Origin of the sequence: Pseudomonas sp. GM78 (assembly GCF_000282475.1) — a bacterium.
Taxonomy (GTDB): Bacteria; Pseudomonadota; Gammaproteobacteria; order Pseudomonadales; family Pseudomonadaceae; genus Aquipseudomonas.
Map to the genome: position 1 here is coordinate 57,025 of NZ_AKJF01000083.1, position 13,244 is coordinate 70,268.

General features: G+C 59.8%; 8 protein-coding genes. All 8 read left to right on the forward strand.

The window, feature by feature from the left end:
* Nucleotides 1–17 precede the first annotated feature (17 nt).
* The 8 genes from PMI35_RS17510 to PMI35_RS17475 all read left to right on the forward strand — a co-directional run bounded on the left by PMI35_RS17510 (nt 18) and on the right by PMI35_RS17475 (nt 13,042).
* Complete coding sequence (locus PMI35_RS17510) at nt 18–851, forward strand: SDR family NAD(P)-dependent oxidoreductase (RefSeq protein ID WP_008059174.1); 834 nt, start codon at nt 18–20, stop codon at nt 849–851.
* 56 nt (nt 852–907) lie between these two features.
* Entirely contained in the window at nt 908–2,488 is a 1,581-nt protein-coding gene (locus PMI35_RS17505) for an arylsulfatase (RefSeq protein ID WP_008059176.1), read from the forward strand.
* 228 nt (nt 2,489–2,716) lie between these two features.
* Nucleotides 2,717–4,150: a coniferyl aldehyde dehydrogenase gene (locus tag PMI35_RS17500; RefSeq protein WP_008059178.1), complete on the forward strand. Its 1,434-nt coding sequence runs from the start codon at nt 2,717–2,719 to the stop codon at nt 4,148–4,150.
* Nucleotides 4,151–4,161: 11 nt separating this feature from the next.
* Nucleotides 4,162–5,778, forward strand: coding sequence for a GMC family oxidoreductase (locus PMI35_RS17495; protein WP_008059180.1), 1,617 nt, complete (start codon nt 4,162–4,164; stop codon nt 5,776–5,778).
* 85 nt (nt 5,779–5,863) lie between these two features.
* Entirely contained in the window at nt 5,864–7,540 is a 1,677-nt protein-coding gene (gene phaC / locus PMI35_RS17490; RefSeq protein ID WP_008059182.1) for a class II poly(R)-hydroxyalkanoic acid synthase, read from the forward strand.
* 87 nt (nt 7,541–7,627) lie between these two features.
* On the forward strand, nt 7,628–8,464 hold the full coding sequence (gene phaZ / locus PMI35_RS17485) for a poly(3-hydroxyalkanoate) depolymerase (protein ID WP_008059183.1): 837 nt from the start codon (nt 7,628–7,630) through the stop codon (nt 8,462–8,464).
* Nucleotides 8,465–8,493: 29 nt separating this feature from the next.
* Nucleotides 8,494–11,214, forward strand: a complete 2,721-nt coding sequence (locus PMI35_RS17480; protein ID WP_008059185.1) for a LuxR C-terminal-related transcriptional regulator — start codon at nt 8,494–8,496, stop codon at nt 11,212–11,214.
* A 268-nt stretch (nt 11,215–11,482) separates the two neighbouring features.
* Complete coding sequence (locus tag PMI35_RS17475; protein ID WP_008059187.1) at nt 11,483–13,042, forward strand: acyl-CoA synthetase; 1,560 nt, start codon at nt 11,483–11,485, stop codon at nt 13,040–13,042.
* The last annotated feature ends 202 nt before the right edge of the window (nt 13,043–13,244 follow it).

Consider the following 13,244-nt stretch of genomic DNA (forward strand, 5'->3'; position numbering starts at 1 on the left):
TTTTGCGGAAGAGACAGATGAGCAAGAAACTCGAAGGTAAAGTTGCCCTGATTACCGGTTCCGGTCGTGGAATCGGCCGTGCCATCGCCCTGAAGCTGGCAGCCGATGGTGCCCGCGTGGTGGTCAATGACCTTGACGCCGAGCCGGCTCAGGAAGTGGTTGAGGCCATCAAGGCCATGGGCGGTGAAGCCGTCGCCTGTATCGGCAGCGTTTCAGCGCCTGACTTCGCCGAGCGCTTCGTCGGCACCGCGGTCGAGCATTACAAGGGGCTGGACATCATCGTCAACAACGCGGGCTACACCTGGGACAGCGTGATCCAGAAGATGACTGACGAGCAGTGGTACGCCATGCTCGATGTTCACCTGACCGCGCCATTTCGCATCCTGCGCGCGGCGCAGCCGGTCATCCGCAGCCTGGTCAAGGCTGAACAGGACGCCGGCCTGCGTAACATTCGCAAAGTGGTGAACATTTCCTCCGTTGCCGGGCTGTTCGGAAATGCCGGTCAGGCCAACTACTCCACCGCCAAGGCCGGTATCACCGGCATGACCATGACGCTGGCCAAGGAGTGGGGGCGCCTGAACACCACCGTCAACTGCGTGGCCTACGGCTTTATCAAGACTCGTCTGACCGAAGCCACCGCCGACGGTAACGCCACCGCCGAGATCGAAGGTCGCGAGATCAAGGTCGGTATCAACCCTGACCTGATGACCATGCTCGAGCGCAGCATTCCGTTGGGGCGTGCCGGTACCCCGCAAGAAGCTGCCGGCTCGGTGTACATGTTCTGCATTCCCGAGTCCGACTATGTCAGTGGCCAGACGTTGATCTGTAGCGGCGGTCTGACCGGAATCTAAGCGCCACCGCTGTCCGGGCAATCCGAAGCATTCAGTCAAAACAACAAGGACAAATCATGAAAGACAAGCGCGCGTGGTTGTCGCGGATGGCCCTGGTGGGCGTCTCGTTGATAGGCCTTTCGGCGACAGCCGGGGCGGCGGATAAACCCAACATTCTGGTGATCTTCGGCGACGATATCGGCCAGACCAACATCAGTGCCTATAGCCATGGCGTGGTCGGCTATAAGACACCGAACATCGATCGCATTGCCAACGAAGGCATGATGTTCACTGACTACTACGCGGAGAACAGTTGCACCGCAGGACGTTCTTCGTTCATCACCGGCCAGACGCCGTTGCGTACAGGCCTGACCAAAGTCGGAATGCCCGGGGCGCCAGTCGGCCTGCAGGCGCGCGACATTACCATTGCCCAGGCACTCAAGGCTCGGGGCTATTCGACCGGTCAGTTCGGCAAGAATCATCTGGGTGATCGCGACGAGTTCCTGCCGAGCAATCACGGTTTTGACGAGTTCTTCGGCAACCTGTACCACCTCAATGCGGAAGAAGAACCCGAGCGCGCCAATTGGCCAAAAGATGATCCGGACTTTGTCAAGGCCGCCGCACCGCGTGGGGTCATCCATTCCTATGCCGATGGCAAGATTGAAGACACCGGCGCACTGACCGCCAAGCGCATGGAAACCATCGACGACGAAACCACCGCCGCTGCTCAAGCGTTCATGGAGAGACAAGCCAAGGCAGACAAACCGTTTTTCGTGTGGATGAACACCACCCGTATGCACCTGTTTACCCATGTGCGCGACTCGATGAAAGGCCAGAGTGGCATGCCCGGCAACGAGTACGCGGACGGCATGCTCGAGCACGACGGTGACGTCGGCAAACTGCTGAAAACCCTCGACGACCTGAAAATCGCCGACAACACCATCGTCGTCTACACCACCGACAATGGTCCGAATCAGTTTTCCTGGCCGGACGCAGCAACCACACCGTTCCGCAACGAAAAAAACTCCAACTGGGAAGGCGGGTTCCGTGTGCCGGCGATGGTTCGTTGGCCGGGCAAGATCAAGGCTGGTGAAGTGTCCACTGAAATGTTCTCCGGTCTTGACTGGTTCCCGACGCTGCTGGCGGTAGCGGGTGATACCGACGTCAAGGAACGCCTGCTCAAGGGGGCGAATTTTTCGGGCAAGAATTTCAAGGTGCACCTGGACGGCTACAACCAGCTCGATTATTTGACCGGCAAGGCCAAGAGCGGTGCACGCAAGGAGTTCTACTACTTCAACGACGACGGCGTGCTGGTCGCGTCGCGTTTCGGTGACTGGAAGGCGGTGTTCTGCGAGCAGCGCAAGCCAGGAGGTTTCGAGGTCTGGAGCGAACCTTTCGTCTGTCTGCGGGCACCAAAGATCTTCAACTTGCGCATGGACCCTTACGAAAGGGCGGACGTTGTTTCCAATCAGTACTACGACTGGATAATCAAGAACGCCTACCTGCTTGGTGTGGCCACGATGAAAGCCGCGAAGTTCCTGCAAACTTTCGTCGAGTACCCGCCCAGCCAGAAGCCGGCCAGCTTCAGTATCGACCAGGTACGCAAGCGGGTGGATGCGCAGATCGAAGAGAACGCGCGGCAGCAGAAGCAGCAGTAACCAATCGATGCCACCTCCGGGTGGCATCTTTATTTTGCGCGACGAAAATTTCACCCGGGTGTTGTGCCAATCAAGGCGGCCAGCAACTGAGGTCAAGTGCAATAGCTTTGATGTCTTCGGCTATTTGAAGTCCACAGTGACGGCCATACCCTCTGCTCACACAGCGATACCTGCATGGTTGAACGCGACAGTGGGTGTTGGTGGTCTTCAGTTCAGAGGAATCAAGGCATGATCCAGGAAATGGCGGTTCAGCGAGTGGCCCGCGTGTTCAATACCCAGCGTGAGGCTTTCCGTGCTCAACCTCATTCCTCGCTGGCTGAGCGCCAGGCCAATCTGATCGCACTGCGCACCCAGCTACGGCGTTACCAGGACGCCATTGTCGCGGCGATGAGCGCCGATTTTGGCCATCGCTCCGCCGTCGACACCAAGTTCCTTGACCTGATGGGTTGCATCTTGCACATCAATCACACCCTCAAGCATCTTAGGAGCTGGATGAAACCAAGCCGACGCCCCACAGAGCTGCTGTTCAAAGGCAATCAGTTGTGGGTGGAGTATCAGGCAAAAGGCGTGGTGGGGGTCATTTCGGCATGGAATTTCCCGATTTACATTGCCGTTGCGGGTTTGGTCAGTGCGCTCGCCGCAGGCAACCGGGTGATGCTCAAGATGTCCGAGTTCAACCCGCACACCAACGAGGTACTCAAGCGTCTGCTGGCTGAGGTGTTCGACGACTCGCAAGTGGCCCTGGTCGGTGGTGAGCTTGGAGACCCGGGTTTTTTCTCTTCGCTGCCATTCGACCACATCATCTTCACCGGATCCCCCGGGGTCGGGCGTCTGGTCATGCGTGCCGCCGCAGCCAACCTGACACCGGTAACACTGGAGTTGGGTGGCAAGTCGCCTGCGGTGGTACTGGCTGACTACAACCTGAGCGATGCCGCGCGACGTATCGTTCACGGCAAGGGCACCAATGGCGGGCAGATCTGCATCGCACCGGACTACGCCCTGGTTCCCCAGGACGATATCGAGCGCTTCGTCGGCGAAGTCCGCGGTCAGTTCCAGGCGCTGTACGGCGCGCAGCCGGCCGCTAACGATGACTACAGTTCGATCATCGATGATCGTCAGTTTCAGCGCCTCCAGGGCCTGCTTGAAGATGCGCGGGCCAAGGGCGCCCGGATCATTGTCTGTGGTGAGGTTGCCCCGGGGCGCAGGATGCCGTTGCACATCCTGACGGGTGTGACGCCAAAAATGCGGGTGATGCAGGAAGAAATTTTCGGTCCGCTGCTGCCGGTATTGGGTTATGACAGCCTCACCGGTGTGGTGGCCCACATCAACAGCGGGCAACGTCCCCTGGCGCTGTACATTTTTTCAACCGACACGACGAGCATCGATCGATTGCTCAAACGGACCCATTCCGGTGGCGTGACCATCAACGATTGGGGCTGGCACGCTTTCAACCACGGTGCTCCTTTCGGTGGCACGGGAAATTCCGGTATGGGCAACTATCACGCAGAAGAAGGGTTTCGCGAACTCAGTCACGCACGCACCGTGTTCAAGAGGCGAACCTGGTTCCCCACCCATCTCTTCCATCCACCCTTTGGCGGCCGGCTTCAGAGCCTGGCGCTGGCGTTGTACCTGGGCAAGCCGGATGCGGATGTGAAGTCTTGAGGAAGATTGATATGAGTCAGAGTGTGTTCGATTACGTGGTGGTGGGTGGCGGCTCGGGTGGCTGTCCGGTGGCGGCGCGCCTCAGTGAAGATCCTCAGGTTAGTGTTTGCCTGCTCGAGGCCGGTGGCAGTGACAAGAAAGTGTTGATTCAGGCGCCACCAGGCGTAGTGGTGATGATGCGCGAAGGTTTCCATAACTGGTCCTACGAAACCGTACCCCAACCGGGGCTCAACGGGCGCAAGGGCTACCAGCCGCGTGGCAAGGCGTTGGGCGGGTCCAGCTCGATCAACGGCATGGTCTACGTCCGCGGCCATCGCTGGGACTATGACCATTGGGAGAGCCTCGGCAACCCCGGCTGGAGTTATGAGGAGGTTCTTCCATATTTCAAGAAGTCGGAACACAACGAGCGCTTTGGCGAGAGCGAGTTCCATGGCGCTGGCGGCCCGCTGAATGTCGCTGAACTGAAGTCGCCGAGCCCTCTGTGCGAAGTCTTCATGAGTGCCGCCGAGGAGCAGGGCATCGCGCGTACTGATGACTACAACGGTCGCGAGCAGGACGGCTGTTTTCGGTACCAGGTGACTCAGAAGGACGGAGAACGGTGCAGCGCGGCCAAGGGCTACCTTTGGCCGATCCTTGATCGGAAAAATCTTCAGCTTTTCCTCAATGCTCCGTTCCACAGCCTGATCTTCGAGGGCAAGCGCTGTGTGGGTGTGCGCTACTACAACGGCAAGGATGTTCAGGAAGTGCGTGCCCGCCGTGAAGTGATTCTCGCCGCTGGCGCCTTTGGTACTCCACAGGCATTGATGCTGTCGGGCATCGGGCCGGCCGAGGAATTGACCCGGCTGGGTATCCCGGTGCTGGTGGACCTGCCAGGCGTAGGCCAGAACCTGCAGGATCACATCGACTACACGGTGCCGTACAAGGTCAGTCATCCGGAGGGTTGCCTGGGCCTCACCGTGGGTTCCAGCGTCAAGCTGGCGGCTGCCGCCGTGGAGTGGGCGAGCAAGCGCAGCGGCATGCTGACCACCAATTTCGCCGAGGCCGGCGCCTTCCTGCGTTCCGATCCGGCGCTGGACAAACCGGACCTGCAGATGGTCTTCGTCACCGCCGTGGTCGACGACCATGGTCGTCACCTGCATTGGGGTTATGGCTACAGCTGCCATATCGAGGTTCTGCGCCCGAAAAGCACAGGCACCGTGACCCTGCGCAGCCGCAATCCGCTCGACGCGCCGGTCATCGACCCACGCTTTTTCGATCGAGGTGAAGACATCGAGTTGCTGATCCGGGCGGCGAAGACCCAGGCCCGGATTCTCGAATCCCCCCATTTCGCCCGTTTCGGACCGCAACTGATCTATCCCATCGACTGGAATGACGACCGGCAGATCGAGCAGGACATCCGCCGTCGCGCGGATACCCAGTATCACCCGGTAGGCAGCTGCAAGATGGGCCCTGACAGTGACCCGCTGGCCGTAGTCGATGTGCGTCTGCGGGTGCGCGGTGTCGAAGGCCTGCGGATTGCCGACGCCTCGATCATGCCGACCATTCCCGGGGGCAATACCAACGCGCCGACCATCATGATCGGTGAAAAGGCCGCCGCCATGCTCAAGGAAGACGCGCGTCACCTGTGAGCCTGTCTGTGATTCGAGTTACTTCCACGAAACGATCAAGGCCCCGAGCCACCAAGGGGCGTCGTGTTAAGTATGGGGTGTCACAATGGACAAAAATGATAAAGAGCTCTCCCTGCAAGCTGCCAAGCACACGCTCAGCCTGAATCCAGCGTTCGGACCTCGCGGGCGCGACATACTCAGCAGTGCTCGCATGGTCCTGCAACAAGTGTTGAAGCAACCCGTGCACAGCGCCCGGCACATGGCTGCGTTCGGCATGGAACTGAAAAACATCCTGCTCGACCGTTCGGATCTGAAGCCGGCGGCGGGTGACAAGCGTTTCGATGAGCCAGCCTGGCAGGGCAACCCGCTGTATCGTCGCTATATGCGAGCCTACCTGGCCTGGTGCCGGGAAATGAACGACTGGATCAGTAGCAGCAACCTCAGCGATCAGGATGCCAGCCGTGGCCAGTTCGTCATCAACCTGCTGGCCGAGGCGATGGCGCCGACCAACACCCTGGCCAACCCTGCAGCCCTCAAGCGTTTCTTCGAAACCGGTGGCAAGAGCATTCTGGATGGATTCGCGCACTTGACCCGCGATCTGATTGAAAACGGTGGCATGCCCAGTCAGGTGGACAAGACGGCTTTTGAAGTGGGCGGCAATCTGGGCACGACGCCTGGCGCGGTGGTGTTTCGAAACGAGGTGCTGGAGCTGATTCAGTACAAACCTCGAAGCGAGCAGGTGCTGGAACGCCCGTTGCTGGTGGTGCCGCCCCAGATCAACAAGTTCTATCTGTTTGATTTGGCGCCGCAAAAGAGCCTGATTCGTTTCCTTCTCGACAGTGGCATCCAGACCTTTGCCGTGAGCTGGCGCAATCCGGGCAAGGCGCAGCGCGAATGGGGCTTGTCCACCTATGTCGAAGCCCTGAAAGAGGCGGTTGACGCAGTGCTGGCGATTACCGGCAGCACTGATCTGAACACCTTTGGCGCGTGCTCCGGAGGCAGCACCATGTCATCGCTTTTGGGCCACTACGCGGCACTGGGCGAGAGCAAGGTGAATGCCTTCACCCTGGTGGTCAGCATGCTCGATATTCGCCCCGACACCCAGGTCTCGCTGTTCGCTGATGAGAAAACCCTTGAGGCGGCCAAGCGCCGTTCCTATCAAGCGGGTGTGCTGGACGGTCGTGAGTTGGCAAAAGTCTTCGCCTGGATGCGCCCCAATGACCTGATCTGGAGTTACTGGATCAACAACTACCTGCTCGGTAACGAGCCGCCTGCATTCGATGTCCTCTACTGGAACAACGACACCACCAACCTGCCGGCCGCGCTGCACGGCGAATTCATTGAGATGTACCAGACCAACCCGTTGGCCCGTGCCGGCGCCCTGGAGGTCTGCGGCACTCCAATAGATCTCAAGCAGGTCACCAGCGATTTCTATTGCATGGCGGGCCTGACCGACCACATCACCCCATGGGATGCCTGCTACCGCTCGATGCACCTGTTCGGCGGCCAGGGTGAGTTCGTGGTGTCCAACAGCGGGCATATCCAGAGCATCCTCAACCCGCCGGGTAACCCCAAGGCCCGCTTCATGACCGGCAGCAGCCTGCCGGTTGATGCCCAGGATTGGCTGGAAGGTTCCAGTAAAGAGACCGGCTCCTGGTGGACTCACTGGCTGACCTGGTTGCAAGCACGCTCCGGTCAGAGCAGGAAGGCCCCCGTCAAGCTTGGCAACAAGGCTTACGTCGTGGCTGAAGCGGCTCCTGGTACATACGTGCACGTGCGCTGACTCGCTGTAGCCGGACGGGCGCTTGCGTCCCGTCCTGTCCACGTTCCAGATCCCTTGGCCCGGCGCCGCAGAAGGAACCTCCGTAACATGTCACAGCCCTTTGTCTATCGCACCATCGAACTGGATGGCGGGCATCTGCGCGTTGCCATTCGTCCAGGCAAGGCCGATCTGCCGCCGTTGCTAGTCTTCAATGGCATTGGCGCCAACCTGGAGCTTTTGTTTCCATTCGTCCGGGCGCTTGATCCGGACATGGAAGTGATCGCCTTCGACGTGCCCGGTGTCGGCGGCTCCTCCCTGCCGAGCTTGCCTTACCGGTTTTCTGACCTGGCGAAACTGGTTTCGCGCATGCTCGACTATCTGGACGTTGGCCAGGTCAACGTGATCGGCGTGTCCTGGGGGGGAGCGCTGGCACAACAGTTCGCGCACGATTTTCCGCAGCGTTGCAAGAAACTGATCCTGGCCGCAACGTGTGCGGGCATGGCTATGCTGCCGGCCAAACCCAAAGTGCTCTGGAGGATGGCCACTCCGCGCCGTTACATCCAGCCGTCCTACGGAGCGCGGATCGCGCCGGACATCTATGGCGGCGCTTTTCGCCATGACCCGGCACTGGCACAAGCGTTCGCCAGCAAGGTGCGTTCCGGCGGCAGGCGCGGTTACTACCTGCAACTGTTGGCGGGCCTGGGCTGGACCAGCATTCACTGGCTGCATCGGATCCATCAGCCGACCCTGATTCTGGCCGGCGATGACGACCCGATCATTCCGCTGCCCAACATGCGCCTGCTGGCCAGGCGCATTCCCAACTCGCAGTTGCATGTGATCGGCGATGGCCATCTATTCCTGGTGGCCCGGGCGCAAACCGTTGCGCCGATCATCTCGTCCTTCCTCGCGCAGGAACGGCAGCGCGCTAGAATTCATCAAGCGTGATATGAGCAGTTCATTGGTTCGCTAGCCTTATGAAATCCTCCAACACGATACTCATCCGCACCAAATGGTCGCCGCCCCGAATCGATCCCCGGTCGCTGCCGCGCGAGCGTCTGCTGGAACTGATCGAGGCAGGGCGCGAGCGCAAGTTGACCTTGATCCTGGGGCCTGCGGGCAGTGGCAAGAGCACGCTGGCGGCGCAATGGCGCCAGCGCTTGATCGGTGCGGGGCTGGACGTAGCCTGGTTCAACCTGGGGGCCGACGACGAGACGCTCTGGGCGGCGTATCTGGTCGCCAGTCTGGGGGCCGCGGGCCTGGCTGTCGGCGACGACATCATTGGCCTGAGCGAGCGCACCGACCAGCGTTCGCTGGAGGTGTTGCTGTCACTGCTGGTCAACGCGCTCTACGAGCACCCTCGATCCATTTATCTATTCCTCGAAGACCTGCATTTGCTCCCTGCGCAGCCGGCATTGGCGATGATCCAGCGCCTGATCGATCTGGCGCCGGACAATTTCCATCTGGTGATCACCACGCGCCAGCGTCCGGCGCTCAATCTGTTGGCGATCGGCATCAAGGGGCAGTTGACCCAGATTGATTTTGCCGACTTGCGCCTGACGGCCGAGGAGCAGTTCAGTCTGCTTGAGCTCAATGGTCTCGAAAACCTGTCCGGCGAGCAGCAACAACGTCTGTATGAGCTGACGGACGGTTGGGCAGCGGGCCTGCAGATCGGTGTCCTGTCACTTCGCCACAGCGGTAATTTTGAACAGAGCTTGCGAGCCTGTGGCGGCATGGTCATGGCGATCGATGAATCAGGTCTCGATGCCTATCTGGATGACTGCATCAGTCGTGTGCTTTCTGCCGGGCAAATCGCTGCCATGGTCCAGGTTTCGATCTGCCGACGATTCAATCGCGAGCTGTGCGTCGCATTGACGGGCAGCCCGGAGAACGCGGCTGTGCTTGACATATTGCTCGAGCAGAATCTGTTCCTGTTGCCGATTGACCTCGAGGGTCGCCTGCAGTGGTTCCGTTTCCACCAGATGTTTTCCGGGTATCTGCAACGGCGCCGCAATGAGTTGCCGGTTGTGGAGGTGATTCGGGTCAATCATGCCGCCAGCCAATGGTTTGCTGACCACGGTTTGTGCGTCGAGGCGATTCGTCATGCTCAGGCAGCCCAGGATCTTGAGAGCAGCGTGCAGTTGCTGGCACGGGCGGCGAGGTCGCTGATCGGTGACGCGCATTTTGCACAATTGCTGCAGTTGGCCGACGAGTTGCCGCGTGAAGCCTGGTCCAAGCAGATTGACCTGCTCCTGGCGGTTGCCTGGGCAGAACTCACCTGCAATCGCATGGAGAGATTCGAGCTCACACTCGTCTCGATCGAATCTCACCCGGAAGTCAGCCGGCCGGAAATAGACACTGAGTTACAATTGCTGAGGGCCATGTACCTGCTCAGAAGGGACGATACGACAGGTGTACTGGCGCTGCTTGAGCCCTTGATGGCGCAACCGCCCAGCCAACGCCACTTTCACCTGCTGATGCTCTATACCCTTGGCGGCGTGGCATTGCTCAAGGCTGGTCGAACAGTGTTTGTACGGGATCTGGTCTACAGCACGCGAGGTCTGCTCCGGCGCGCGCAAGGCCCTCGGGCCCGGCCCTTTTTTGATGCACTGTGTGGCCTCAGCTTTTTTGTCCAGGGCGATATGAACCAGGCCCGGCGCGATCTCGAAGGTGTCCTGGTGCAAGTGACGCGCAACGAGTCACTGGCGCAGGATGTAGCCATCTTCATTAAGTCCACCCTGGCCTTGACCTGCTATCACTTGAACAGTCTGGAAGCCGCAGGGGATTACGTTGAAGGCTGTTTCGGGGTCGCCGAGGTCTTGGGGACCTCTGACTGCATTTTGTATACCTACCTTGCCCAGGCGCATTTGCAGTGTGCTGCTGGGAGGCTGGAGGCGGCCCATACAACACTCGATCGATTGGGCGAGATTGCCGAAAGCATTGGCCTTGATCGCCTGCAGGCGTGGCGTTTTGCCGAGCAGGTACGTATTGCCTGCCATCAGCATGATCTGGCCCGGGCGCGCGAACTGTTTCGCAGACTGCGCGCGCTAGCCATGCCTTACCTGGACAAGCGCGGTTGTGCCTGGGCGGAGATCCCCCTGGCCAGCGCAATGGCACACACTGCCTTGGCCCTGGCCGAAGGCGACTATCGATGCGCGGTCGAGGTAGGGGAAAGCTGGGCACTGGTTTGTCAGGAGTGGGGGCAGTTACAACCAGCTACCGTGCTGCGAATCCGTGTCGCTATTGCCAGGACAGCGCTCAACGAACCACAAGAGGCCCAGCGCCACATGTTCACGGCGCTGCGCAATGCCTGCGAATACGGGATGTTCCGGGTGTTTCTTGATGAAGGAGCGGCGGGGCTGCGCTTGCTGCAATCGCTTAGTGTCGATGCGCTTACAGCGCTGGAGCGTGACTACATACAACACTGTCTGATGCATGGAGCCGATTCGCAGAGCCCCTCGAACGGAATAGGTGAGGGTGGTCGGGTGCCTGCGCCTGGCAGCGATATCCTCTCGCCCCGAGAGCTTGAAGTGGTCGAACATCTGGCCCGTGGGCTGTCAACCAAGAGCATCGCCAAGGCCCTCGATCTTTCGCCTGGAACCATCAAGTGGCACCTGAAGAATATCTTCGGCAAGTTGGGTGCCTTTTCTCGCGAGGATGCAGTGAGCAAGGCGCGGCAAGTCGGGTTGCTTAACTAGCGCAGCATAGTCTTGGCATCCTCGCAAAAGTCCAGTTATTGAACCGTTGAACCGCACCACCTCCCCTCCCTAGATGGGAGGGTTACCAGTTTTCACATTAGGGTAGGGTGCCGGGTAACGGTGGTGAAACCGTGCACGCGGGGTTCATGTGAACGCTGATGGCTCCAGACCTGCGATGCTCTTGCACCCAAGCGGTGAGCGCCCGGCATTGCCGTCTCCTGCCGTCAAGGCACGGACAATAACAATAGCTGCAACATCAGGAGAGACCATGTACTTCACTCAGCCCTTGCACCGTAATCTACAGTGCGCGCCCGAGCGATTAATGACGATCTACGGCGATCGCAGTCGCACTCTGCGCCAGTTTGTCGAGCGTGTTGCGAGACTGGCCGGGGCGTTGCGTGAGCTTGGCGTAAAGAGCGGCGATTGCGTCGCCATGCTGGGTTTGAACTCTGATCGTTACCTCGAATATTGCTTCGCCGTACCCTGGGCCGATGCCGTTCTCAATCTTTGCAACACACGCTGGAGTGCGGAGGAGAACGCTTATGCGCTGACCGATTCGCAAACCTCGGTACTGTTGGTTGACGAGACCTTCAAGGACATCGGTCTGCGGTTATCCAGGCAGGTTCCTTCGTTGCGTCATGTCATCTACGTCGGTGACGGCACTACGCCAGATGCAATGCTGGATTATGAAGCGCTGATTGCCCAGGCCTCGCCCATGGAGGATGCCCGGCGTGGCGGCGATTCACTCCTTGGTGTGTTCTATACCGGCGGCACCACGGGTTTTCCCAAAGGCGTGATGATCAGTCATACGGCCTTCTGGAGCAGCCAGATTGCGCTGGATGTCGAGGGCCTGGTACCGCCTGATTCAGTCATGCTGCGCGCAGCACCGATGTTCCATCTGGCGGACATGTCCACCGGTTATGTCGGTGTGCTCGAAGGCGCGACACACGTAATACTGCCGGCGTTCCAGCCGGTCGAAGCGATGGCGGCGATTCAGTGTCACGGCATTCAGGTGGCCATGCTGGTGCCGACCATGATTCAGTTGTTGATCAATCATCCCGAGGTGGACAATTACGACCTGTCCTCTTTGCAGCACCTGGTGTATGGCGCTTCGCCCATTCAGGAGCAGACGCTGTGGAGCCTGCAGGCCATGTTGCCGCAACTGCAGCTGTTCCAGGCTTATGGCCAGACGGAGATGTCGCCCATTGTTTCGCTGCTCGGTCCGGCTCAGCACACCCCGGCAGCCGCCGCTGCAGGCATACTGCGCTCCTGTGGTCGTGCCACCCGGGCGGTGGAAGTCAAGATCGTCGACGACGATGGCCGTGAGGTGCCACGTGGCAGCATCGGTGAAATCGTCGTTCGGGGCCCGAATGCAATGAGCGGGTACCTGAACAAACCCGAGCAAACCCTGGCGGCTCTGCCTGGCGATGGCTGGTTGCGTACGGGGGATGGGGCCAGGATGGACGAAAATGGCTACATCTTCATTGTCGACCGCCTCAAGGACATGATCGTCACCGGTGGCGAAAACGTGTTCTCGGCGGAGGTCGAGAATGCCTTGTGCAGCCATCCGGATATCGCCATGTGTGCGGTGATCGGGATCCCTAGCGAGCAATGGGGCGAGGCTGTGCATGCCGTGGTGGTACTCAAGCCTGGCGCCGAACCGAATGGCGAAGAATTGATCGCCCATTGCAAGCGTCAGATCGCCGGCTACAAGGCGCCGAAAAGCGTGGAGTTCCGTGCTGCGTTACCGCTCTCGGGCGCTGGCAAGGTGCTCAAGAGTGAACTGCGTGAACCGTTCTGGCAGGGCAGTTCACGGCGTGTTGGTTGAGCAACCCATCTCCGCGCGCAATCAACCATGGATGACTTGAGCCGGCAACTGCCAAGTCATCAATGAACTCTTGTGGACGGGCTATGCGCCCCAGCTGCTTCTCCCTTCCTGCTTGATGCGCCAAGGCTGTTGTGCACAACAGCCGGCAGCGGCGTGTGCCTGCATTTCCCATTCGCCAGTGCTGTGTGCCCCCCCCCCCCCC